Genomic DNA, 23,351 nt, shown 5'->3' on the forward strand with positions numbered 1-23,351 from the left:
CTCAACCCTTGAACACATGATTGCGATGATGCTCGATGAAGGACCGATGCGGCAGCGCGGCCTCGTCGCGTGGCGTCAACAGCGGCTTGCCGTGTTGCACCAAGCCGGCGAGGGCATCGGGAATGAGCTTCGGTGGTGCAATCAGGGACAAATCATCCGCGATCGAGATCAGGCCACGGTCAAAGAGCCAGTGAACTGTTCCCGATAGGGCCAAGCCATTCCGGATCGAGTCAGGCCCATTTGATGCAACCGGCATGATGTGGGCCGCCTGGACCTCGGGTCGCCCGCCCCCGTTGATCAGCCGCAGGCCTGTCACGGCGCAGCGGTTGTCATAGGCGAGGCGAACATGGCGACGAAAACTCTCCTCGCGAAAAGGCCGGCTGATCAGCGACTGAACGATCGGACGTTCATACGGTGCCTGCTCCGTGTCGGAGAAGCCAAAGTCGGCGAGGTTTGTCCGAGCTGGCTCGTACCCCGAAATGCTTGCGTAGCCAGCCGCAATTATCGCAGCGAACTCATGCTCAGGTAACAGCCGGACCGATCGGCCAAAGGCGCCTTTGCTGGTTTTACCGTCTTCCCGCATAAGGGCAGACTCGTAATATCCTCCAGCTTCTTTGAATGGAACTGGTCGGTCGAAGTCTAAGAAATCATCAACAAAACCATAGAAATGATCGGCTAAAATCGGGTCTGGTTCTATATGCGTTAGTCTCGCAAAGGCAAAATACGCCTGCCTTCCGCTTGCAGGGCGTTCAGAAGATCCTGAGCGTCGTGGCTCGTAGTAGACGATCATGTCGCCAACCGCGGCCTCCGCTTGGCCTCGGTAGGCCTGTTGGAAATGATACTGCTTTTCCGGAACATCATCGTAGTCCGGAGAGACACGGGTCATGAAAACGGCTTTTACCATCGACGCTTATGTAACCTAGTCGGTCGTCTAGTGCCAACAATTCGATGTCCCGAGCATCCACGTCTTGAACACAGGTCTCGCCGAAGGAAGACGTGGATGGTCGGGACAAGCCCGACCATGACGTCATGGCACGGCTTGCGCCGACTGCGCCTTACCCCGCCACGGCCCTGATCACCCGGCGCGTCTTCTCGACGATCTCGCCGATCTGGTCTTCGGTCACGATCAGCGGCGGGGTCAGCGCGATCGTGTCGCCGGTGATGCGGATCATCAGCCCTTCCTCGTGGAAGGCGTGCTCCATCGCCGCATAGCCACGCTTGCCGACGCCCTCGGGCCGCGAGGCGAGGTCGATGCCGGCGACGAGCCCGAGCGTGCGGATGTCGAGCACGTTGGGCTCCTCCTTCAGCTCCATGATCGCATCGGCCCAGAGCGGCTCCAGCGTCTTCGCCCGCTCGAACAGGCCCTCGTCGCGATAGATGTCGAGCGTCGCCAGCGAAGCCGCCGCCGCCAGCGGATGGCCGGAATAGGTGTAGCCGTGGAACAGCTCGATCGCATTCTCCGGGCCGTTCATGAAGGCGTCGAAGATCGGTTTGCGCACGATCACGCCGCCCATTGGCACGGTGCCCGAGGTCACGCCCTTGGCGAAGGTGATCATGTCGGGGATGACGCCGTAGCGCTCGGCCGCGAAGGCGAAGCCCAGCCGGCCGAAGCCGGAGATGACCTCGTCGAAGATCAGCAGGATGCCGTGCTTCGTGCAGATCTCGCGCAGGCGCTGGAGATAGCCCTTGGGCGGCGGCAGCACGCCGGTCGAACCCGCCATCGGCTCCACCATCACGGCGGCGATGGTCGAGGCGTCGTGCAGGGTGACGATCCGCTCGAGCTCGTCGGCGAAATGCGCGCCGTAGTCAGGCTCGCCCTTGGTGAAACGCTGCTTCTCCCGGTCATAGGTCGCGGGCATGTGATCGGAGCCCGCCAGCAGCGAGCCGAAGAATTTGCGGTTGGAGACGATGCCGCCGACCGAGATGCCGCCGAAGCCGACGCCGTGATAGCCGCGCTCGCGCCCGATCAGCCGGGTCTTCGAGCCCTTGCCGGTGACGTTCCAGTAGGCGATCGCGATCTTCAGCGCCGTGTCGGCGGCCTCCGAGCCGGAGCCGGCGAAGAACACATGATCGAGATCGCCCGGCGCCAGCGCCGCGATTCGGGCGGCGGCCGCGAAGACCTTGGGATGGCCGAACTGGAAATTCGGGGCGAAATCGAGCTCCTCGGCCTGGGCCTGGATCGCTTCGATGATCGGCCGGCGCTTGTGCCCGGCATTGCAGCACCACAGGCCCGCCGTGCCGTCCATCACCGGCTTGCCCTCGGGGGTGTAGTAGTACATCCCCTCCGCCCGGGAGATCATGCGCGGCCGCTGCTTGAACGCCCGGTTGGCCGTGAACGGCATCCAGAAGGCGTCGAGATCGTTGGGGCTCGCGATGGGAGAGGGTGCTGCGGTCATCGGAGGGATCCTGTGATTAACAATAACTCAACCTAACAGCACGATCCGGACTGTAAATTGCTTCGCAGACGCGGCATGGCTGCGTCGCCGGGAGAGCGGGGGCTAATCGCGGAATCGGGTGACCTAACGTCGCTTTTACTGTATCCGGACGAAGGGGCGTAAACTGAATCGGACCCCCATGACTGATTCTGGCGCAGGATCGGAGCCTTTGGACGGTGAGACCGCCGCGGATATCCGCGCCGGACTCGCACGAATCCTCGCGTCCGATGCCTTTCGCGCGGCGCCGCAGCTCTCGGCGTTTCTGGCGTTCATCGTCGAGCGGGCCGTTGCGGGGCGCGGCCCCGAGCTGAAGGGCTATACGATCGCCGTCGAGGCGTTCGGACGCTCGGCCGACTTCGACCCCCAGTCCGATCCGATCGTGCGTGTCGAGGCGGGGCGCCTGCGCCGGGCCCTGGCGCAGTATTATGCAGGCGAGGGCATCGGCGATCCCGTCCGGATCACGATTCCCGTGGGCGCCTATGTCCCGGCCTTCGAGCGGGTGGAATTCGGCTCGGCGGGCCAGGCTCGCTTGCGGCCCGGCTTGCCGCCACCGGCAGGGGAAGGACCTGCAGGGCGGCTTGCGCCGCACGCGCTCTTGGCCTCGCGTCCCGAAGAGGAGATGCTCGATCGGCGCAGGGCGCGGCGCTGGCCGCTCGTTGCCGGCCTCGGCCTCTGCGCCGCGCTGCTCGCGCTGGTCGCCTGGCATGGTGGCATCGTCGGGCGCGAGCCGGACGCCGTCGTCGCGATGGTCCCGCGCCCCGCGGCGTCGCCCCTTGTCGCGTCCTCCTCCGTTGCCGGTTTGTCGATGCGCCCGGCGCAGATGGAGACGCTCGTCCTGGCGGTCACTGTGTCGGACCTGTCCGAGAATCCGGCGCAGTCGGCGAATGCACGCCGCTTCGCGACCTTTCTGGTCGATGCCTTGTCCCGCTTCGACGACTTGCTCACGGTCAAGTTGCCTTCGCCGGGCCAGGCCATTCCGGGCGGAGCCGATTATGTCTTCGAGCTGATGGCTCAGCCGGTGCCGGGCGGCACCGAGGGCTTCGGCCGACTTCGGTCCGTCCGCGATGGGCGCATCGTCTGGTCCGTCTCGTCGGTGCGCCCGATCGATCCCGATCAGGCCGATCTCCCCGAGAGCGCCCGGCGCCTGGCGACGCGGCTGGCGGAGCCCTTCGGCATCATCCACGCCGACATCCGGCAATATGGAGCGGCCGAGCCGACCCGCTGCGTCTACGAGGCCATCGACGTGCGCCGGACCATGCTGCCGGAGGCGCATCTGTCGGCGCGGCGCTGCCTGGAGGACCTCGTCGCGCGCGATCCGACCTTCTATCCAGCGTGGGCCCAGCTCGCCTTGCTCTATACCTTCGAGCACGGTTTCGGCTTCAATCCGCAGCCGGAGCCTCTGGAACGGGCGCTCACCGCCGCGCTCACCGCCGTCCGGCTGGCGCCCTCGAGCGCGCGGGCGCAGCTGTCGCTGATGTCGGTGCTGTTCAAGCGCGGCGCCATCGACGAGGCGCTCAAGGCCGGGCTCGTCGCCATGGCCCGCAACCCCTATGACCCCGACATCATGGCGACGCTCGGCGCCCGCTACATCCAGCTCAACCGCCCGGCCGAGGGGTTGCCCCTGATGGAGAAGGCGATCGCGCTGAGCGCCGGCCGCCCGCCATCCTATGATTTCTTCGCGCTTCTGGGCGCCCATCTGCTCGGCGCGCGCCAGGTGTCGCGCGCGCATGGCGAGTTTCTCGGTGGCGGCTCGAACCCCTTCGCCCTGCTCGGCCGCGCCATCCGGGCCGTCCACACCGGCAACGAGGAGGAGCGGGTCCAGGCGATCGCGACCCTGTGCGAGCTGTTCCCGATGTTCCATTCGCAGCCGCGCCTCTGGCTGACGCGCCGCGGCTTCGGGGCCGAGGTGGCCGACCGGATCGTGAAGGACATCGGCATCGTCGGGCATTGAGACGGCCGGCCCGGCGTTCGATGGGTCGCAAACGGCCCGTGAGTTCGCCGAAACAGGCTGAAGCTCGCTTGCAGGCGGGTTGAAAGGTAGTGTTGTGGCAGTGGTGTGATTCGCCGTCTGTCCCGACCAACCCCTTGCGCGATCGCTGCCTTGGCCCGTTTCCGACCGAACGCTCTTCATCCCCTCGCCAGTGCCGTCACCGGGCTGGCCGCGGGCGCGGTCTTGACGCTGCTGTGGCCGGCTCCGCTGGGAGCCGCGCTCGGTCTCGTGCTGGTCGGCGCCGGCGCGATGGGCTCGATCTGGCTGTCCGAGCGGCGGTCGCTCGCGCAGCGGGAGCAGGTCCTGGCGGCTGTCGGCGAAGTGAAGGTCCGCCTCGCCACCAATGCGATCCGGCTCGACGCCCTGTCGAAGCGCGTCGAGCAGATGCCGATGCGCGATGCCGATGCCGCGCCCGCCCGGGCCGCGATCAACGAATTGACCGCGGAGGTCGGTCTGCTCGGCGATCTCATCCACCAGGTCGCGACGACGCTCGCCGATCACGACACGACCCTGGCGACGTTGCAGTCGCGCGCAATGCCCGCGGCCGCGCCGGAGCTTCACGCCGTGGCCGCGCCGCCGGTGGTCGTCGATCCGGAAGCCGCCCGCCAGGAGCGCCTGCGGGTGCTCGCCGCCGAACGCGCCGAAGCGGCGCGGCAGGCCGAGGAGCACGCCGCCGCCGAACAGGCCTCGGTCATCAGCACGGCGCTCTCGGAGGGACGGGTCGAGGTCCATCTGCAGCCGATCGTGCAGCTGCCGCAGCGCCGCACCCGCGGCTACGAGGCGCTGGTGCGCCTGCGGCTCGACGAGAACACGCTGCTGCTCCCGCATGAATTCATTCCGGTCATCGAGGAGCGCGGCTTTGGGCCCACGCTCGATGCGCTGGTGCTGACGCGGGCGCTGGCCATCGCCCGCCATCTCGGCTCCAAGCCCGGCGAACTCTTCGTCTCCTGCAACTTCAGCACGGCGACCTGGAACTCCTCGAAGGCGCTGGCGACGCTGTCGCGCATCCTCGACAAATACCGGGAGCACACCGGCCATCTCGTCGTCGAGATGCCGCAGAAGGTCTTCCGCGGGCTCGATCCGACCAGCCTCGGCCTGCTCGGCGCGATGTCGGCCAATGGCGTGCGCTTCGCGCTCGATGAACTGGCTGATCTGAGGGTCGATCCCGTCGCGCTCTTCGATCGCGGCATCCGCTTCGTGAAGGCGCCGGCGGCGCTGCTGATGGAGCAGGCCGACAACCAGACGGCCGACATCGCCCCCTCCGATCTCGCCGCGCTGCTGGCGCGCGCCTCGGTGGTGCTGATCGCAGACCAGGTCGCGGACGACCCGACGGTGGCGGACATGATCGATCTCGGCGTCACCATGGGGCAGGGCCTGGTCTTCTCGCCGCCCCGGCCGGTGAAGCCGGACGTCTTCGCGGAGCCGGCGCCGGCCTCCGCCGCTCCCGAGCCGCCGCCCGTGGCCGTTGCCGAGGCGCGGACGGCGGAGGTGGTCGGCTATCCCGCACCCGCGCCGGCGCCGCCTCCGGAGGCGCCGCCGGAGCGCCAGTCCTTCCGCTCCGTCCTGCGCCGCGCGACCGCCTGATAGGCCGGCCAGACCAGGCGCTCTCCCGAATTCGAGAGGCACCTATCCCGCTGCCCCGGGGTGCGGGCCACGCGGCGATGCTGTAGAGCAGCCGCTCTGACAGGGAGTGACCCGACGTGCCGCCGACCCAGACCGCCGCGACGCTCGAGCTGCCGGGCTTTTCCCGGATCGCGGATCGTTTCGATCTCTGCCTCTGCGATGTCTGGGGCGTGGTGCACAACGGCGTCGCCGCCTTTCGCGAGGCGGTGGCCGCGCTGGTCGCGATGCGCGAGCGCGGGATCGTCGTGGTCCTGGTGACCAATGCGCCGCGCCCGGCCGCCGTGATCGAGCAGCAGCTGGACGGTTTCGGCGTGCCACGCTCGGCCTGGGACGCGATCGTCACCTCCGGCGATGTCTGCCGCGGCCTGATCGCGGCGCGGGCCGGCCGTCCCATGTTCAGGCTCGGGCCGGAGCGGGACCGGCCGCTGGTCGCGGGGCTCGACGCGCCCGAGGTCGCGCCGGAGGCGGCGGAGTATGTCCTCTGCACCGGGCTCCTCGACGACGAGACCGATACGGCTGCGACCTATGCCGGGCTGCTCGCCGGCTTCGCCGCCCGCGGCCTCGAGATGATCTGCGCCAATCCCGACCTCGTCGTCGAGCGCGGCGGCAGGATCATACCCTGCGCCGGCTCGGTCGCGCTCGCCTATGAGGAGATCGGCGGCCGGGCGATCTATGCCGGCAAGCCGCATGCGCCGATCTACGCCGCCGCGCTGGCGCTGGCCGAGGCCCGACTCGGCCGGTCGATTCCGCGCGAGCGGATCTGCGGCATCGGCGATGCGATCCGCACCGACATCGCCGGCGCGGAGGCCTTCGGCATCACCGGCATCATGGTGCTGGCCGGCATCCACGCGCAGGATCTGATGGAGGCGTCCTGGGATGAGCGCCACGGCTGGTTCGGGCGGCAGAGCCACCGCCCGGCCTACGCGCTGCCGCATCTGGTCTGGTGAGGCGTCGGCTGCCTCAGCCGGTGCAGACGGACTCGATCTTCGAGCGCAGCGTCTGTGCGTTGAACGGCTTGACGATGTAGTTGTTCACGCCCGCCTTCTTGGCGGCGATGACGTTCTCGGTGCGCGACTCCGCCGTCACCATGATGAAGGGGGTCGAGGCCAGCGCGTCTTCCTCGCGCACCCGCTGCAGCAGCTCGAAGCCGGTCATCGGCTCCATGTTCCAGTCGGAGATCACGAGCCCGTAGCGCTTGTCCCGCATCTTGGCGATCGCGGCCTGCCCGTCGGACGCATCATCGACATTCTCGAAGCCGAGCTGTTTCAAGAGGTTGCGGATGATCCGAACCATCGTCTGGTAGTCATCGACCACCAGAATGGGCATGGACGGGTCTAGAGCCATTGCGGTGCTCCAAGCAAACGGTGACGGCGCGGATCATGCCGCGCCGGGCCGCTGCAAGCGCGGCGGCAGTCAGTGGACCCAGCGTTAGCGCGGCCTTGTTTCAAAGCCGTTAATCCAATGCCGGAGTGACCCTTGGTCACCGGGCTTTTGCCACCAGCCACGAAAGTCCAATGGTCGGCTTTCCGCTGCTGTGAGAGGTTGCGGTGCAGCACAGATCGGTCCGGCGGCACGCCCCGCCTCCGCGACCGGGCCGAGGCATCCGCACCGATGAAGAGCGCCCTCTATACCGTCCACGCCTTCGAGGACCTGACCATCGGCATGAGCCAGAGCCTCATGCGGACGGTGATGGAGCGCGACATCTCGCTCTTCGCCGACCTCTCGGGCGACGCCAACCCGATCCATCTCTGCGACCGCTACGCCGCCAACACCAAGTTCGGCCAGCGCATCGCCCATGGCATGCTGACCGCGAGCCTGGTCTCGGCCCTGCTCGGCACGCGGCTGCCGGGGCCGGGGGCGGTCTATCTCTCGCAGACGCTGACCTTCCTCGCCCCCGTCAAGATCGGCGACGTCGTCACGGCCCGGGTCGAGGTGATGGAACTGGTGGCGGAGCGTCGCCGCGCGCGGCTGTTCTGCGAATGCCTCGTCGACGGCAAGGCCGTGCTCGAGGGTGAGGCCTGGGTCGCCCTGCCGCCGGCCCGCCCGCGAGACTGAGCCGGCCCCCGGCAGCTCTGCCCGCATCGGCCTGCCCCGCAGCGATGCGGCCGGCTTGACGCCTCGCCGCCGCTGGCCAATGACGGGCCGGACCGGCGCGTGCCGGCTGCCCGGATGGCCGACCTGATGACCGATTCCGCCGAAGCCTCGTCCAGTTTCGTGATCGACCCCGCCAAGCCCGTCCCCGCGGCCCTGCGCGGCGCCGTGCTGGTGCTCGGCAATTTCGACGGCGTCCATCGCGGCCATGCCGAGCTGGCGCGCGAGGCGGTGGAGCTGGCGCGGCAACGGGGCCGGCGGCCGGCGGCCCTGACCTTCGAGCCCCATCCGCGCAGCGTCTTCCGGCCCGAGGAACCGGTCTTCCGCCTGACCTCGCCGAGCGTGAAGGCGGAACTGCTGGGCGGGCTCGGCCTGCCGCTCACCTTCGTGCTGCCGTTCAACCGCGACATCGCCGCGATCCGGGCCGAGGCCTTCATCGACGATCTCCTGCTCGGGCGGCTCGGCGCCGCCGGCCTCGTCTGCGGTTATGATTTCCATTTCGGCCAGGGCCGGGCCGGCTCGCCCGAGATGCTGCGGGAGCGCTGCGAGAAGGAGGGCATCCCCGTCATCGTCGTGCCGCCCTTCGCCTGGGCGGGCGAGGCGGTGTCGTCGACGCTGATCCGCACCGCGCTGGAGCAGGGCGACGTCGCCCGCGCCGCGGCGATGATCGGCCGGCCCTGGTTCGTGCGCGGCGTGGTGGCGCATGGCGACAAGCGCGGCCGCGAGCTCGGCTACCCCACCGCCAACCTGCATCTGCCCCGCGACTGCCGGCTGAAATACGGCATCTATGCCGTGCGCATGAAGATCGACGGCATCTGGCATGACGGCGTCGCCAGCTTCGGTAGCCGCCCGACCTTCGACGACGGCGCGCCGCGGCTGGAAACCTTCGTGTTTGATTTCAGCGGCGATCTCTACGGCCAGCAGGTCGACGTCGCCTTCGTCTCCTGGCTGCGCGGCGAGGCGAAGTTCGACTCGCTTCCAGCCCTGATCACCCAGATGGACGAAGACAGCGCCCGTGCGCGCGACATCCTCGCCAGGACGCCGCCCTTCCGTCCGTAAGGGGGCTTTGCGAGAGCGCGACCGCCATCGGCAATGCATCGTCAGCCCGGCGCCCCGCTTCGCGTCGGCGAGGATGACGAAGAGGTTCCTGCGCAAGCCATTTTGATCTAGAAGCCGGTCATGAGCTCATTCTGCGATAGGCCCCTCATTCCGCTCCGGCGAATTACGGGCCCGGCTGCCGCCCCGCGCTAGGCGCGGGCGCTCGCGCAAGCCGGGTGACCGTCGCTTTTCTATTCAGTTTCACCGCGGACAGCGCCACGCCAGACGATGATGGCAGGCCAGCCCGCCTTGCCCGAGCCGGACCATGACCGACAAGACCGCCGACAAGACCGACGCGACCGATTATTCCCAGACCCTGTTCCTGCCCCAGACCGAGTTTCCGATGCGGGCCGGCCTGCCGCAGCGCGAGCCTGAACTGCTCGCCCGCTGGGCGAAGATGGACCTCTACCGCAAGCTGCGCGAGGCCGGCAAAGGCCGCGACCGCTTCGTCCTGCATGACGGCCCGCCCTACGCCAACGGCAACATCCATATCGGCCATGCGCTCAACAAGGTCCTGAAGGACCTCGTCACGCGCTCGCAGCAGATGCTGGGCTTCGATTCCAACTACGTCCCGGGCTGGGACTGCCACGGCCTGCCGATCGAGTGGAAGATCGAGGAGCAGTACCGCGCCAAGGGGCTGAACAAGGACGACGTCGATGTCGTCGAGTTCCGCAAGGAATGCCGCACCTTCGCCGAGCACTGGGTCTCGGTCCAGCGCGAGGAGTTCAAGCGGCTCGGCGTCGAGGGCGACTGGGACGATCCCTACCTGACCATGGCTTACCCGGCCGAGGCGCAGATCGCCCGCGAGATCATGAAATTCGCAGAGACCGGCCAGCTCTATCGCGGCTCCAAGCCGGTGATGTGGTCGGTGGTCGAGAAGACCGCGCTCGCCGAGGCCGAGGTCGAGTACGAGGAGCACACGAGCGACACGGTGTTCGTGGCGTTTCCGATACTTAGCTACAACGATCAGAACCCGGCGTCTGTGCCGCTCGTTTATGAGCAGCGCGGCTTGGAATTCGGTCGCCAGTTTGTGCCCGGACAGGTTGAGGCCGAGCTGTCATCGGTTGATCTTTTGACAGCGCGTATCGTCATCTGGACAACCACGCCTTGGACGATTCCCGGCAATAGGGCGATTTCCTATTCGCATCGCATCCAGTATGGCGTGTTTCAGGTGATCGCTGCGCCCGAGGGCAACTGGGCCAAGCAAGGTGACGTATTCATCATCGCAGACCGTCTGGCGAATGACTTTGCCAAGGCGACCAAAGTTCAGGAACTAAAGCGCCTCCGCGATGTAGGAGCGGCGGAGCTTGAGACGATTCGTTGCGCGCATCCGCTGGCAGGCCTTGCTGGGGGCTATACGTTCAAAGTGCCCTTGCTCAACGGCGATCACGTTACGGATGACGCCGGGACTGGTTTCGTGCACACCGCGCCGGGCCACGGTCGAGAAGACTTCGATGTATGGATGTCAAACAAACAGCGTCTTGAAGCGCCGATAGTCGCTTCGGCCCGTATAGACACCCGCATCCCCTACACCGTCGATGCCGATGGCCGCTTCACCAAGGACGCGCCGGGTTTCGAGGGCGCGCAGGTCATCACCGACAAGGGCGAGAAGGGCAACGCCAACGAGGTCGTCATCAAGGCGCTCGCGGCGTCCGGCAACCTCGTCGCCCGCGGCCGGCTCAAGCACCAGTATCCCCATAGCTGGCGCTCGAAGAAGCCGGTCATCTTCCGCAACACGCCGCAATGGTTCATCGCCATGGACAAGGGCGTCGACACGCTGGGCAACCGCACCCTGCGCGAGGTCGCGCTCGGCGCGATCAAGGACACGCAATGGGTCCCCGCCGCCGGCGAGAACCGCATCAACGGCATGATCGCCAACCGCCCGGACTGGGTGGTCTCGCGCCAGCGCGCCTGGGGCGTGCCGATCACGGTCTTCGTCGCGAAGGAGAGCAAGGAGATCCTGGTCGACGCGAAGGTGAACGCCGCCATCGCCGAGGCTTTCGAGGCTGAAGGGGCGGACGCCTGGTTCACCGACACCGACGGCGCCCGCTTCCTGAAGCCCTTCGGCTATGACCCGGCGCGCTACGAGCGCGTCACCGACGTGCTCGACGTCTGGTTCGATTCAGGCTCGACCCATGCCTTCACCCTGGAGAAGCGCGCCGATCTGCGCGCCCGCCGTCGCGGCGACGGCGGCAATGACCGGGTGATGTATCTCGAGGGCTCGGACCAGCATCGCGGCTGGTTCCATTCCTCGCTGCTCGAAAGCTGCGGCACGCGCGGCCGCGCGCCCTACGACATCGTGCTGACGCACGGCTTCTGCCTCGACGAGAAGGGCGAGAAGATGTCGAAGTCCAAGGGCAACGTCACCGCGCCCCAGGACATCATCAAGGACTCAGGCGCCGACATCTTGCGCCTCTGGGTCGCGGCCGCCGACTATTCCGACGATCTGCGCATCGGCAAGGAGATCCTCAAGACCTTCGTCGAGACCTATCGCAAGCTGCGCAACACGATGCGCTGGATGCTCGGCACGCTCGCCCATTTCAGCGAGGACATCCGCGTCGCCGAGATCCAGACCATGCCGGAACTGGAGCGGCTGATGCTGCACCGGCTGGCCGAGATCGGCCCGCAGGTCGAGGAGGCCTACCGCACCTACGACTACAAGAAGGTCGTGACGCTGCTCTCGCAGTTCATGAACACCGAGCTCTCGGCCTTCTATTTCGACGTCCGCAAGGACGTGCTCTATTGCGATCCGCTGTCGAGCCATGTCCGCAAGAGCGCGCTGACCGTCGTCGACCATCTCTTCCGCTGCCTGACGACCTGGCTCGCGCCGATCCTGGTCTTCACCGCCGAGGAAGCCTGGCTGGAGCGTTATCCCGAGCAGAAGACGCTCGACGGCTCGGTCCATCTCGAGCTCTTCGCGCAGGCCCCGGCCGCCTGGCTCGATTCCGAGCTCGCCGAGCGCTGGGGCAAGATCCGCAAGGTCCGCCGCGTCGTCACCGGCGCACTCGAGCTGGAGCGTGCGGCCAAGCGTTTGGGCTCCTCGCTCGAAGCCGCCCCGCAGGTCTTCGTCTCCGATCCGGACCTGCTCGCCGCGCTGTCGGGGGCCGATCTCGCCGAGATCAGCATCACCTCCGCCATCCGCGTCGAGAGCGGGGAGGGCCCCACTGATGCCGTCCGACTGCCCGAGGTGCCGGGCGTCGCGGTGGTCCCGCACCGCGCCGACGGCGTCAAATGCGCGCGCTCCTGGCGCTATTTCGACCCCGCGACCGCCGATCCGGCCTATCCGACGGTTACCCCGCGCGACGCGAAGGCGCTGCGCGAACTCGGCCGGGGCGCCGCGTGACGCCGGTTCGCCGCCTCGGTCTCGCCATCGTCCTGGTCGTCTTCGTCGTCGACCAGGCGCTGAAGCTCTGGCTGCTCTTCGGCCTGCGCCTGGCCGAGACCGGCCCGTTTGCCGTCCTGCCCTTCATGGACATCGTACTGGCCTGGAACCGCGGCATTTCCTACGGGCTGTTCCAGCAGCACAGCGACATCGGCCGCTGGGGGCTCGTCGTCATCTCGATCGCAGCCGCCATCTGGCTCGGCCGCTGGATGTGGCGCGAGCCGCGGCCGCTGACGGTCGCCAGCCTCGCCCTCATCGTCGGCGGGGCGCTCGGCAACGGGCTCGATCGCGCGGTCTATGGGGCGGTCGTGGACTTCGTCCACCTGCACTGGGGCAGCTTCAGCTGGTACATCTTCAACGTCGCCGATGCCGCCATCGTTGTCGGGGTGGTCGGGCTGCTGTATGAGTCCTTCCGGCCGGCGGCCGAAAATGCGGCCTGAACCCGGCCCCGCCATCGTTTTGCCGTTCGTTTGCGGTTTGATACGGGGAAGCAATATCCCCGAGGGAGGTTTGACATGGCGCATCGCATCCGCGTGACGCATTTGCTGCTGGCCGGAGGCCTCGTTCTGGCGGCCCAGCCGGCGCTGGCCCAGGAAGGCATGCTCTTCAAGAACCTGATGGAAGGCGTCATCGGCGGCCGTCCGGGCGACGACATCGAGTACCGCCAGCGCCCGCCGCTGGTCGTGCCCCCGAATTCGACCCTGCCGCGCCCGCAGGCGCCGGCGAGCACCCGCAATGCCGCCTGGCCCAATGATCCCGACGTCGCCGCCCGCCGCGCCGAGGCGGAGGCCTCGCGCGTTCCGGTGTTCAACCCGAACTGGCGTAACAACCCGATGCTGAGCCAGGAAGAGCTGCGCCGCGGCCGCACGACCCGCGATGCCGGCCGCCCGGTGATCGCCGAGGACCACAACAACTACAACAACCAGATCGCGCCGATCCGGGTCGGCCGCGAACTCGCCAGCCGCCAGAACCAGACCGCGCTCGACCAGCTCACCTATGGCTCAGAGCCGCCGCGCCGCACGCTGGCCGAGCCACCGGTCGGCTATCGCCGCCCCGTCGGTTCGGCGCCGCTCGGCCCCGGCCAGGGCGGCCCGGTCGAGGATCGTCAGGCGGTCGGCCAGCGCGAATTCCTCACCGGCCAGATCCCGATGCAGTGAGGCGCGATGCCGAAGCCGTGAGCGCGCGACGCTGCGGCTTTGGGACTGCGCCTGCGCACTGGCGTTCCGCGCCTTCAGCGCCTAAGTGCCGGAAGAGGGGGGGCGCCGGTTGACGGCCGCGCCGCCTCATTGACCGCTGCACGCGGCGCCGATGCGCGCTGCATCATGGAGATGGCCCGGGTGAACATGCATGCGCAGCCGCTGAAGGCCGCCCAGCCGGTGGAATCGTTCCGCCTGGCCAATGGTCTCGACGTCGTGGTGGTGCCGGACCGGCGCGCCCCCGTCGTCACCCATATGGTCTGGTACCGCAACGGCTCGGCCGACGATCCGGCCGGCAAGTCCGGCATCGCCCATTTCCTCGAGCACCTGATGTTCAAGGGCACGGCGAAATGGCCGGCGGGTGAGTTCTCCAAGATCGTCGCCGGGCTCGGCGGCCAGGAGAACGCCTTCACCTCCTTCGACTACACCGCCTATTTCCAGCGCGTGCCGAAGGAGCATCTCCGCGCGATGATGGATTACGAGGCCGACCGGATGACCGGGCTGGCCTTCGACGAGAGCGTCGTCGGGCCCGAGCGCGACGTCGTGCTGGAAGAGCGCAAGATGCGCGTCGATGCCGACCCCGCCGCCCAGCTCGGCGAGGAGTTCTCGGCCGCGCTCTTCGTCCACCACCCCTATGGCACGCCGATCATCGGCTGGGAGCACGAGATCGAGGGCCTGAACCGGGACGACGCCTTCGCCTATTACCAGCGCTTCTACACGCCGGAGAACGCGATCCTCGTCGTCGCCGGCGACACCGACGCCGACACGGTCCGCCGCCTTGCCGAAGAGACCTATGGCGCCATTCCCGCCCGCGGCGAGGCCCCGGTCCGCAAGCGCCCGGCGGAGCCCGATCCGCGTGCGGCGCGACGCGTCTCGCTGAGCGACCCGCGCGTGCGCCAGCCCTCGCTGCGGCGCGGCTGGCTGACGCCGACCTATCTCAGCGGCGACGCCGGCGAGGTCTTCGCGCTCGAGCTCCTGGCCGAGATCCTCGGCGGCGGCACCACCTCGCGGCTCTATCGCCGCCTCTGCGTCGAGGCCGATCTGGCCTCCGGCGCCAGCGCCTACTTCATGGGGTCGATGGTCGACCGCGCCGCCTTCCAGCTCTCGGTCAGCCCGCGGCCGGGCGTCGAGATGGCGGCGCTGGAAGCCGGCCTCGATGCCGCGCTCGCGGCCTTCCTCAGCGAGGGGCCGAGCGAACTCGAACTCGCCCGCGCCCGCACCCGCCTCGTCGCCGAGACGATCTTCGCCCGCGACAGCCAGTCCTCGCTCGCCCGCATCTTCGGCGCGTCGCTGGCCGTCGGCGAGACGGTGGAGGACGTGCTGGCCTGGCCGGCGCGCATCGAGGCCGTCCCGCGCGAGGCGGTCGTCGAGGCGGCGCGACGCTATCTGCGGCCCGACCGTGGCGTCACCGGCCTGCTCCTGCCCTCCGCCTGATCCGTCCTCCTTCCGCACGGGGCCGCGTTCCGGCCCGAGCCAGGACATGACATGAACGCTCCGATTCCCGCTGCCGCCACCAGCCTCGCCGGCCCCTCGGTCCCGGTCCAGAAGGTCCGCTCGCCCGCCGGCGTCGAGGCCTGGCTGGTCGAGGAACACAGCCTGCCGCTGATCGCGGTCGACTTCGCCTTCGACGGCGGCGCGACGCGCGATCCCGAGAACGCCGCCGGCAGCGCCTATCTCGTCTCCGGCCTGCTCGACGAGGGCGCGGGCGATCTCGACGCCGAGGCCTTCCAGGGCCGGCTCGCCGACCACGCCATCAGCCTCGGCTTCGATGCGCGCCGAGACGACTTCCACGGCCATCTCCAGACGCTGTCGAGCCACCGCGACACCGCCTTCGAGCTGCTGGCGCTGTCCCTGAACGCCCCGCGCTTCGATGCCGACGCCGTCGAGCGGGTCAAGGGTCAGGTCATTTCCGGGCTGCAGCGCCAGGCCCAGAACCCCGAATCCCTCTGCCGCAACGCGCTCTACGCTGCCGCCTTCCCCGGCCACCCCTATGGCCGGCCCGAGAAGGGCGACGTCGACAGCGTCTCGCGTCTCGAGGCCCAGGCGCTGAAGGGGCTTTCGCGCGATCTGCTCGCTCGCGCCGGGCTCAAGGTGGTCGTCGTCGGCGACATCACCGCAGACGAACTCGCAAGCCGGCTCGACCAGATCTTCCGCGCGCTGCCGCAAGGGCTGCCGCGTGCGCAGCCCGGCGAGGCCCTGCCGATCCAGGGTCTCGGCCAGACCCACACCATCGATCTCGACGTGCCGCAGACCGTGCTGCGCTTCGTCGGCCCCGGCCTGATGCGGCACGATCCCGATTTCATCGCCGGCAGCGTGCTCAACCACATCCTCGGCGGCTCGGCCTTCACCTCGCGGCTCTTCATGGAGGTGCGCGAGAAGCGCGGCCTTGCGTACGGCGTCTCGTCCAGCCTGATGCCGCTGCGCCAGGGCGCCATGCTGGTCGGCGGGACCGCGACCAAGAACGAGCGCGCCGCCGAGTCCATGAGCGTGATCCGCGAGGAGATGGCCAAGCTGGCCAATGAGGGGCCGAGCGAGCACGAGGTCGCGGAGGCCAAGCGTTACATCATCGGCTCCTATCCGCTGCGCTTCGACACCTCGCCGAAGATCGCCTCGGAACTGCTCGGCCTCGCCGTCAATGGCTTCGAGCCGGAGTTCCTCAGCGAACGCAACAGCCTCTTCGCCGCGGTGACGCTGGCCGACGTCAAGCGCGTGGCAGAGCGCCTCTTCGGCGACCCGCGCCTGCTGGTCCAGGCAGTGGGCCGGCCGGTCGATCTGGTGTGAGTTCGCAGACGAGGCCGGCCCAGTAGCGCTCCTCCCTTCCCCCCTTGTGGGGAAGGGTATGGGGATGGGGGTGGTTCCGCTTGGTGACCGCTGACCGAGCGGCCCGACCCCCACCCCTGCCCCTCCCCACAAGGGGGAGGGGTTCCCCGCGCCCGTTCATTTGGGGCTGGCGAATCCGATTTGGGCACGACTCGTCCCCATCCACTATCCTGCCGCAACGCGGCCCCCCGATTCGCCGCGCTGCCCACCGCCCCGGAACCCGCATGCCCGTCCGCCGCCTCGATCCCGTTCTGGTCGACCGCATCGCCGCCGGCGAGGTGATCGAGCGGCCGGCTGCTGCGGTAAAGGAACTGGTCGAGAACGCCATCGACGCCGGCGCGCGCGCCATCGCCGTCACCATCGCGGCGGGCGGGCGCGAGCTCATCCGCGTCGTCGACGACGGCGCGGGCATGACGCCCGAGGATCTCGCGCTCGCCGTCGAGCGCCACGCCACCTCGAAGCTTCCCGATGGCGACCTCTTCGCGATCCAGTCGCTCGGTTTCCGCGGCGAGGCGCTGCCCTCGATCGGCTCGGTCGCGCGGCTCTCCATCGCCACCCGCCGCCACGATGCCCCCCAGGGCGTCGCCCTCGTGGTCGAGGCCGGCGAGAAGGGCGTGGTCCGTCCCGTCGCGGCAGCCATCGGCACCCGCATCGAGGTCAGCGATCTCTTTGCCTTCACCCCCGCCCGTCTGAAATTCCTCAAGAGCGACCGGGCCGAGGCGCAGGCCGTCTCGGAGATGCTGCGGCGCCTCGCCATCGCCCATCCGGCGATCCGGTTTTCGCTCGAGGGCGAGCACGTCTCGCCCTTCGACTGGCCGGCGGAAGCGCTTGGCGAGGAGGGGCAGTTGCGCCGTCTAGGCCGTGCGCTCGGCCGCGATTTCCCCGAGAATGCGCTCCGGCTCGACGCCGCGCGCGAGGGCGTCCACGTCACCGGCTTCGCCGGGTTGCCGACCTTTCACCGCGGCACCTCGGCCGGCGTGCATCTGGCCGTCAATGGCCGGCCGGTGCGCGACAAGCTGCTGCTCTCGGCCGTGCGCGGCGCCTATGCCGACGTCGTGCCCTCCGACCGCCACCCCGTGCTCTTCCTCGACGTCGCCTGCGATCCGCGCGCCGTTGACGTCAACGTCCATCCGGCCAAGAGCGAGGTCCGCTTCCGCGATCCGCAACTGGTCCGCGGCCTCGTCGTCTCCGGGCTGAAGGCGGCATTGGCGGAGGCGGGCCACCGCGCCACCACGACCGGCGGCGCCCGCACGCTGGAGGCCTTCCGCGCGGTTTTCGCTGGCACCGGCAACAGCACCTCGCCTTTGCGCCCAACCCTGCCGGACACGCCCGCCTGGAACGCGCCCGCGACCGGCTTCGACGCCCGCCCGCAGCAGGGTTTCGCCGGCTTCGAGGTCGCCTCGGCCGACGCCCGCGCCCATCTCGCGGAGCCCGCGCCGGATGCGCTCGACCGGCCGCTTGGCGCGGCTCGCGCCCAGCTCCACGAAACCTATATCGTCGCCCAGACGCGCGAGGGCGTCGTCATCGTCGACCAGCACGCCGCCCATGAGCGTCTCGTCTATGAGCGCCTCAAGGCCGAGCGCGCCCGCAGCGGGATCGCCACGCAGCCTCTGCTCCTGCCCGAGGTGGTCGAACTCGACCCCGTCGACGCCGACCGGCTGAACGCGGCTTCGGACGATCTCGCGACGCTCGGCTTGAGGCTGGAGCCCTTCGGTCCGGGCGCGGTGCTGGTCCGTGAGGCGCCCCAGCAGCTCGCCGGCGGCAACCTCCAGAAGCTCGTCCGCGACGTTGCCGACGCGCTGGCCGAGCATGGAACCGCCGGTTCTCTGGAGCGACGCCTCGACCATGTTCTGGCGACGATGGCCTGCCACAATTCCGTCCGCGCCGGCCGTCGGCTCCGCCCCGAGGAGATGGACGCGCTGCTGCGCGAAATGGAGGTCACGCCCAATTCGGGCCAGTGCAACCATGGCCGCCCGACCTATGTCGAACTCAAGCTCGCCGACATCGAGCGGCTGTTCGGGAGGCGGTGAGGGGGCGGCTCAGGTCGGTCGATAGATCCCGTTGTCCAGATTGATCAGGGTCATGCCGGCATCTCCGCATTGCGGACCCCATTTGGAGGCGGCGATCTCCTGTATCTCGCGACGGGCGGCGAGATAATCGACGGCAAGGGTGGCACGTGCAGCCGTCAAACGGACCTGCATGTTCGGATGACCGAAGAGCTGGAGGAGGATGCGGCGCTGATCCCCGGGACGCGACTTCAGCTCGTCTTCGATCGCCTGGATCCGATCGTATCGTCGATTGAAAGCCGCGTACTCCTGGCGATCGAGAGCGTTGTACTGTTCGACGCACAGCTTCTCGAAGCGGGCGAGGAGTTCGCTGTCCGGCAAGCAGCTTAACCTTGTGCTGCGCCTCATCGAATTCTCCCTTCGGTTCAGGTCGGCCGATAGATCCCGTTGTCCAGATTGATGAGGGTCATGCCAGCGTCTCCGCATTGCGGACCCCATTTGGAGTCGGCGATATCCTGAATCTCGCGACGGGCAGCCGGGTAGTCGATCGCGAGATTGGCGTGTGCTGCTGAGAGCCGAACCTGCATGTTCGAGTGGCCGAAGAAGCGCCGAAGAAGGCGGCGTTGATCACCAGGGCGCGATTTCAGTTCCATTTCCAAGGCATGAATGCGCCAGACGAGGCGGTTGACCCGCCCTCGTTCTTCGCGATCCATGGCGTCGTACTGCTCGATGCAGAGCTGCTCGAAGCGCTTGACGATCTCCTCACTGGACAGCGCCCCCAAATCCTCATCGCGCTTCATTTGAGAACTCCGAATTGACGCAGGGCCTCATGGCCGACGCGGACATGCTCTGCCCAGTCGCGGCCACGAAGGTAAGCGCGCGGCGACTGCATGCCGAAATCGGGATTTGGCTTGGTGTACCACCCCGTGATCTCATGATGCTTGTAGCGGGGTACGCTGACAACGTTGTCGGGGCCGTCGAGCATCGAGCGCGGAAAGCCTTCACGCACTCCCGCACCTTGCTCGACGATGTGATGGTCGTCATAACCCGGCCGCCGTTGCCCCGCCTGCTGCTGGAGTTCGGCCAGTGATTGGGGCGGATCCTGATAGGACCGGATCGACGGCCATTCGGAGTACCGCCAGTGGCCCGCCTCGAGGACGGTGATGACCGCGCCGATCGGGCCCGCTCGCCGGGCCGCTGCGAATGCGATCTGCCTAGCCAGTGCCTTGGCGGCCTGGGTCTTCGAGACCTTGTCCCTGGGCGGTTCTTTCGGAGGGTCGGGCGGGTCGAGCGACGGCCCGCCATTGTCGCCGATGCCTGGCTGCCGGCCCTGCGCATAGCCCTCGACATACCGCCACCGTCCGCTTTCGCGGCCATTGCCGCCGGGGATGCGCGGCTGATCCTCGCGGAAGCCGGCCTTCTCGACGAGCGCCTGCAGCCGCGCCAGCGCCCGCATCATCCGGTCGCCGGCGATCTGGCTCGCAAGCCGCCTGCGCTGCAGCGCGGCGCTTCGGGAACGCCAGTGATCTGGATAGGGAAGGGGCATCCGTGCGTCTGACCTCCGCGACGGATGCGAAGATCAGGCACGCGGAGCCTACCGGGGACAAGATGGGCCGCTTATCCCCGCGGCAGACGGCGGCTCCGCGGCTCAGCCGGCTTCGGCGACGCCCCCCGCCTTCGCCCGTCCCGGGATCAGGATCGAGCCTGACGCCGCGATCACCAGCGCGAGGCCGAGCCAGTCGCTCGGTGTCGGGCGCTCGCCGAGCAGCAGCACCGAACCGAGCACGCCCACCGCCGGCACCATCAGCGTGCCCAGGCTCGCGATGCCGGCCGGCAGCCTGACGATCACCGTGAACCAGAGCACATAGGCCAGCGCCTGCGCACCGAGGATGTGGAAGGCGAGCGCCGCCACCGTCCGCGCCTCCAGCATCTTGGGCACCGGCACGCCCTCGAAGACGAGCATGCCGAGCCCCCCAGTCGCCCCGCCGATCAGGAGCTGCCAGGCGGCGATGGTCAGCGCCGGCGCGCTCACCGGCCAGCGCTTGCTGACGATGGTGCCCAGCGCCCAGCTGACGCTCGCGACCAGCGCCAGCAGCAGGCCGAAGGAGAGGCCGCCTCCGGCGATCAGCGGCAGGCCGAGGCAGGCGAGCCCCGCGATGCCCACCCCGAGGCCGACCAGCCGCCGCCGGTCGATCGGCTCGGCCAGGATGAAGCGCGCGAGCAGCGTCGCCCAGATCGGCATGGTGAAGGTCAGGATCGCCGCGCGCGAGGTCGGCGCGGCCAACTGCGCGAAGGCGAGCAGGATGTTGAAGGCCGCGATCGATAACAGCCCGGCGGCCGCCAGTCGAAGCCATTGCGCCCGCGGCACCGCCAGCGGCACGCCGCGCCCCAGCGCCACCGCGACGAGGAACAAGCCGGCGAAGGTCATGCCGCTGGCCCGCAGCGTCCAGGGCGCGATCTCGGTCAGCGCGATCCGCACCGCCGGCCAGTTGAAGCCCCAGAGCAGCCCGAGCAGCGGGACGAGCAGCAGCGAACGGCCGGGCGGTTGCGACATCGTGCGACTATGCGCGGGCCGGTGCGCCCGGCGTCATGCGATTTCGGCGGCGGCCCGATGCGCGAAGGGCATCGGGCGGACCGTTACGGCTGAAATCAGTCGGCTGCGTCGCCCGGCGGAGGAGGAACCTCGAAATCCTCGTCCCGGTCGTCGTCCAGATCCGGGTCGCGCTGACGGCCGTGGCGGATGGCGACGATCATGATCGTCTCGCCAAGGAAATAGTCGAGGATGTAATCGCCGACGATCAATCGGCGGATACCGAGGATCGGCAGCGCGTCATGGCTGAAACCGAGCTGGTCGAAGCGGCCGAGAGACCGGCGGGCTTCGCGCAGCCGTTCCAGAAACCGCTTGGCCGCCCGCGGGCTGTGCTGGCGGAGATAGCTGGCCTCGGACAGGAGGAAGGCTCTGGCGGCGGGCGCCAGCAGCACTCGTTTCACGCCGCTTTGCCCGCGCGGATGATGCGTTCGATCTCGCCGATCACGTCGTCGAGGTCATGGCCTTCGCCGTCTGCCAGGGCCGCGCGCCCCTCGACAGCTGCGAGGATTTCGGCGCCCTCCGTCGCGAGGTAACGCTTCAGGGCCCGCACGATGACCCAGCTGCGCGTGCGCTCGGATGCGGCGGCGATCGCCTCGATCTCGCTGAGGATGCTGCTGGGCAGGCGCAGCGAGATCGGCTCGGAAAGGTCAGGACTACTCACGGTCGGCTCCTCGCTGTATGACAGTGTATCACAGAGTCATGGGAGGCCCAATGGGCAATCGGGTGAGTGCTGCGCAGTCGATTGCGGTTAACGACAGGTGAAACTGCTCTAGATTCGCGTTCTCCTTTGCGTATAGCTGGAAGCGGGGAGTTTCTGGTGATGCGTCTGCTGGTTGTGTTGGTAGTGTGGGCGTCGGCGGGTAGTGCTGCCGCCCAAGATCAGAATAGGCGCATGTTTGCCCCGACGGTGCGGGCCGCAACCGAGTGTGCCACGCGCGTTCTCGTCTCGCAGGGCACAACGACTGCCGCGACCGACGAAGCGATCCGTGAGGGCGCGAGACGTGCCTTCGGCAGCCAATGTCGTGCCGAGGGTCTGCTCCTGGTCAGTGAGCATGATCGGCTCTATGGGGCGGGCACTGGGCGGAGCTTTGTCGATGGGCCGTATTTCGCGGACTTTCCGCGCGCTGCCCGCGTTCGTATGAATGCTCCAGGCGGTCTCACCGTAACGGTTAATAAGCCGGTTCGCTGCCCCGACATGCTGCAAATTCACGAGGTTCAGGACGCTGGACGCGATTTCTCCGGGGTCGAGCAGGACGACCTGCTGCGAAATCCCAAGACGGACGTGGATGTCCTAGCAAGCTTCACGCGCCGTATGGATGCTAGGCTAAGCCAAGCGCGCCACGTGATGGCGCGGCCTGTGCTGGAGGAGTTCCGGCGCCTCCCGCCAATGGCCATGGAAGCTTGCTTTCCCGCACTCAGGCCGGTTCTAGCCAGTGCACGCCTTGTTGCGGCGCAACTGGAAGCGCAGCGCATCGAAATGGAACGACAGCGCGCTGATGCGGAAAGAGCTCGCATCGAGGCGGAGCAGCGCCGCATCGAAGAGCAGCGCATTGCGGACCTGCGGCGAGCAGATGAGCTTCGCCTGGCGGAGCTTCGCCGCGCAGAAATGCAACGGGCTGAGGAAGACCGGCGACGAGCCGCCGAAGAGGAGGCTGCTCGCAAGCGTGCGGAAGCACAACGCGCCGAAGAAGAGCGCCAACGCGAGTTGCGCCGCCCGGTCAACGTGCTCAAGCGCTCTTACGCGCACTACGCGTTTGTGAAGCAATGCTTCGAGTTTCGGAGCGGCTATGTCAGCATCTTCGTCTCGGAGAATGAATTCGGTCGTGCTCGTATTGCCATCAAGGCGATTGAGACCAAGCTCAAAAGCCTGGACGGCTCTATCAACACGGATTTTGCCTGGGCCGAGGCTGCCAGCAGCATCGGCATCGTACCAGAGCGCGACACCTGTCAGATGGCGCTCCAATTGCTGATGGCTGCATTTCAAGAGATAGCGCCCGATGCAGCGACGCCGAAGAAAGACTTCTGATTCGCGCTGAAGCCCGACTCGTGTGATCGGGCTCTTGATCGCTGGGCATAAGATGCCAAATGCCAGCGCGGCCTGTGTCGCCGCGGGCTATTCG

At 68.1% G+C, this 23,351-nt stretch carries 21 protein-coding genes; 12 read left to right on the forward strand and 9 right to left on the reverse strand.

Going from position 1 to position 23,351, the window contains the following annotated elements; genetic code table 11:
- Position 1 precedes the first annotated feature (1 nt).
- Together BSY19_RS10885 and aptA are read right to left on the reverse strand one after the other, a co-directional pair.
- Positions 2-886: an HNH endonuclease gene (locus BSY19_RS10885; protein WP_236840508.1), complete on the reverse strand. Its 885-nt coding sequence runs from the start codon at positions 884-886 to the stop codon at positions 2-4.
- Between the two features lie 169 nt (positions 887-1,055).
- Positions 1,056-2,396: an omega-aminotransferase AptA gene (aptA, locus tag BSY19_RS10890; protein ID WP_069054187.1), complete on the reverse strand. Its 1,341-nt coding sequence runs from the start codon at positions 2,394-2,396 to the stop codon at positions 1,056-1,058.
- Positions 2,397-2,604: 208 nt separating this feature from the next.
- On the opposite strand from aptA, the gene BSY19_RS10895 reads away from it, so the two are divergent.
- The 3 genes from BSY19_RS10895 (at position 2,605) to BSY19_RS10905 (ending at position 6,995) form a co-directional block, all read left to right on the forward strand.
- Entirely contained in the window at positions 2,605-4,386 is a 1,782-nt protein-coding gene (locus BSY19_RS10895) for a hypothetical protein (RefSeq protein WP_069054188.1), read from the forward strand.
- A 150-nt stretch (positions 4,387-4,536) separates the two neighbouring features.
- Complete coding sequence (locus tag BSY19_RS10900; RefSeq protein WP_069054189.1) at positions 4,537-6,009, forward strand: EAL domain-containing protein; 1,473 nt, start codon at positions 4,537-4,539, stop codon at positions 6,007-6,009.
- A 116-nt stretch (positions 6,010-6,125) separates the two neighbouring features.
- The gene (locus BSY19_RS10905; protein ID WP_069054190.1) at positions 6,126-6,995 is read left to right on the forward strand and encodes a TIGR01459 family HAD-type hydrolase; all 870 of its coding nucleotides are present in this window, start codon (positions 6,126-6,128) and stop codon (positions 6,993-6,995) included.
- A gap of 13 nt (positions 6,996-7,008) precedes the next feature.
- On the opposite strand, the gene BSY19_RS10910 is transcribed toward BSY19_RS10905, so the two are convergent.
- A complete protein-coding gene (locus BSY19_RS10910; RefSeq protein WP_069054191.1) occupies positions 7,009-7,392 on the reverse strand; it encodes a response regulator in 384 nt (127 codons plus the stop codon).
- Between the two features lie 267 nt (positions 7,393-7,659).
- On the opposite strand from BSY19_RS10910, the gene BSY19_RS10915 reads away from it, so the two are divergent.
- From BSY19_RS10915 to mutL, 8 genes are all read left to right on the forward strand, one after another.
- On the forward strand, positions 7,660-8,103 hold the full coding sequence (locus BSY19_RS10915; protein WP_069054192.1) for a MaoC family dehydratase: 444 nt from the start codon (positions 7,660-7,662) through the stop codon (positions 8,101-8,103).
- Between the two features lie 126 nt (positions 8,104-8,229).
- Positions 8,230-9,198: a bifunctional riboflavin kinase/FAD synthetase gene (locus BSY19_RS10920; RefSeq protein ID WP_069057005.1), complete on the forward strand. Its 969-nt coding sequence runs from the start codon at positions 8,230-8,232 to the stop codon at positions 9,196-9,198.
- A gap of 304 nt (positions 9,199-9,502) precedes the next feature.
- Entirely contained in the window at positions 9,503-12,580 is a 3,078-nt protein-coding gene (ileS, locus tag BSY19_RS10925) for an isoleucine--tRNA ligase (protein ID WP_069054193.1), read from the forward strand.
- Positions 12,577-13,059, forward strand: coding sequence for a signal peptidase II (gene lspA / locus BSY19_RS10930; RefSeq protein ID WP_069054194.1), 483 nt, complete (start codon positions 12,577-12,579; stop codon positions 13,057-13,059). Before ileS ends, lspA begins: the two co-directional genes overlap by 4 nt.
- Before the next feature lie 75 nt (positions 13,060-13,134).
- Positions 13,135-13,776 (forward strand): hypothetical protein, encoded by a 642-nt coding sequence (locus BSY19_RS10935; protein ID WP_069054195.1) that lies wholly within the window; start codon positions 13,135-13,137, stop codon positions 13,774-13,776.
- Between the two features lie 171 nt (positions 13,777-13,947).
- Positions 13,948-15,249: a M16 family metallopeptidase gene (locus BSY19_RS10940; protein WP_371126613.1), complete on the forward strand. Its 1,302-nt coding sequence runs from the start codon at positions 13,948-13,950 to the stop codon at positions 15,247-15,249.
- A 51-nt stretch (positions 15,250-15,300) separates the two neighbouring features.
- Positions 15,301-16,596: a M16 family metallopeptidase gene (locus BSY19_RS10945; protein WP_069054197.1), complete on the forward strand. Its 1,296-nt coding sequence runs from the start codon at positions 15,301-15,303 to the stop codon at positions 16,594-16,596.
- Positions 16,597-16,859: 263 nt separating this feature from the next.
- Positions 16,860-18,665 (forward strand): DNA mismatch repair endonuclease MutL, encoded by a 1,806-nt coding sequence (mutL, locus tag BSY19_RS10950; protein WP_069054198.1) that lies wholly within the window; start codon positions 16,860-16,862, stop codon positions 18,663-18,665.
- A gap of 9 nt (positions 18,666-18,674) precedes the next feature.
- Here mutL and BSY19_RS10955 read toward each other — a convergent pair whose 3' ends face one another.
- From BSY19_RS10955 to BSY19_RS10980, 6 genes are all read right to left on the reverse strand, one after another.
- The gene (locus BSY19_RS10955; RefSeq protein WP_236840509.1) at positions 18,675-19,022 is read right to left on the reverse strand and encodes a DUF2019 domain-containing protein; all 348 of its coding nucleotides are present in this window, start codon (positions 19,020-19,022) and stop codon (positions 18,675-18,677) included.
- A gap of 44 nt (positions 19,023-19,066) precedes the next feature.
- Complete coding sequence (locus BSY19_RS10960) at positions 19,067-19,441, reverse strand: DUF2019 domain-containing protein (protein ID WP_083247530.1); 375 nt, start codon at positions 19,439-19,441, stop codon at positions 19,067-19,069.
- Entirely contained in the window at positions 19,438-20,100 is a 663-nt protein-coding gene (locus tag BSY19_RS10965; protein ID WP_150129578.1) for a hypothetical protein, read from the reverse strand. The genes BSY19_RS10960 and BSY19_RS10965 overlap by 4 nt, the downstream gene beginning before the upstream one ends.
- Positions 20,101-20,289: 189 nt before the next feature.
- Complete coding sequence (locus BSY19_RS10970; RefSeq protein ID WP_083247531.1) at positions 20,290-21,195, reverse strand: DMT family transporter; 906 nt, start codon at positions 21,193-21,195, stop codon at positions 20,290-20,292.
- Between the two features lie 95 nt (positions 21,196-21,290).
- A complete protein-coding gene (locus BSY19_RS10975) occupies positions 21,291-21,623 on the reverse strand; it encodes a type II toxin-antitoxin system RelE/ParE family toxin (RefSeq protein ID WP_171905125.1) in 333 nt (110 codons plus the stop codon).
- A 5-nt stretch (positions 21,624-21,628) separates the two neighbouring features.
- Positions 21,629-21,892: a CopG family ribbon-helix-helix protein gene (locus BSY19_RS10980; RefSeq protein WP_069054202.1), complete on the reverse strand. Its 264-nt coding sequence runs from the start codon at positions 21,890-21,892 to the stop codon at positions 21,629-21,631.
- 159 nt (positions 21,893-22,051) lie between these two features.
- Here BSY19_RS10980 and BSY19_RS27530 point away from each other — a divergent pair, with 159 nt between their 5' ends.
- Complete coding sequence (locus BSY19_RS27530; protein WP_171905126.1) at positions 22,052-23,257, forward strand: hypothetical protein; 1,206 nt, start codon at positions 22,052-22,054, stop codon at positions 23,255-23,257.
- Positions 23,258-23,351: the final 94 nt, after the last annotated feature.

It is taken from the genome of Bosea sp. RAC05 (genome assembly GCF_001713455.1).
Classification (GTDB): Bacteria; Pseudomonadota; Alphaproteobacteria; order Rhizobiales; family Beijerinckiaceae; genus Allobosea.

Bases quoted from the DNA above. Each gene is read 5' to 3' on its own strand.
- BSY19_RS10910 (WP_069054191.1), bottom strand. From the start codon at position 7,392: ATGGCTCTAGACCCGTCCATGCCCATTCTGGTGGTCGATGACTACCAG.
- aptA (WP_069054187.1), bottom strand. From the start codon at position 2,396: ATGACCGCAGCACCCTCTCCCATCGCGAGCCCCAACGATCTCGACGCC.
- BSY19_RS27530 (WP_171905126.1), top strand. From the start codon at position 22,052: ATGCGTCTGCTGGTTGTGTTGGTAGTGTGGGCGTCGGCGGGTAGTGCT.
- BSY19_RS10915 (WP_069054192.1), top strand. From the start codon at position 7,660: ATGAAGAGCGCCCTCTATACCGTCCACGCCTTCGAGGACCTGACCATC.
- BSY19_RS10965 (WP_150129578.1), bottom strand. From the start codon at position 20,100: ATGATGCGGGCGCTGGCGCGGCTGCAGGCGCTCGTCGAGAAGGCCGGC.
- BSY19_RS10920 (WP_069057005.1), top strand. From the start codon at position 8,230: ATGACCGATTCCGCCGAAGCCTCGTCCAGTTTCGTGATCGACCCCGCC.
- BSY19_RS10960 (WP_083247530.1), bottom strand. From the start codon at position 19,441: ATGAAGCGCGATGAGGATTTGGGGGCGCTGTCCAGTGAGGAGATCGTC.
- BSY19_RS10885 (WP_236840508.1), bottom strand. From the start codon at position 886: ATGACCCGTGTCTCTCCGGACTACGATGATGTTCCGGAAAAGCAGTAT.
- ileS (WP_069054193.1), top strand. From the start codon at position 9,503: ATGACCGACAAGACCGCCGACAAGACCGACGCGACCGATTATTCCCAG.
- BSY19_RS10940 (WP_371126613.1), top strand. From the start codon at position 13,948: ATGGCCCGGGTGAACATGCATGCGCAGCCGCTGAAGGCCGCCCAGCCG.
- BSY19_RS10935 (WP_069054195.1), top strand. From the start codon at position 13,135: ATGGCGCATCGCATCCGCGTGACGCATTTGCTGCTGGCCGGAGGCCTC.
- BSY19_RS10945 (WP_069054197.1), top strand. From the start codon at position 15,301: ATGAACGCTCCGATTCCCGCTGCCGCCACCAGCCTCGCCGGCCCCTCG.
- BSY19_RS10970 (WP_083247531.1), bottom strand. From the start codon at position 21,195: ATGTCGCAACCGCCCGGCCGTTCGCTGCTGCTCGTCCCGCTGCTCGGG.
- mutL (WP_069054198.1), top strand. From the start codon at position 16,860: ATGCCCGTCCGCCGCCTCGATCCCGTTCTGGTCGACCGCATCGCCGCC.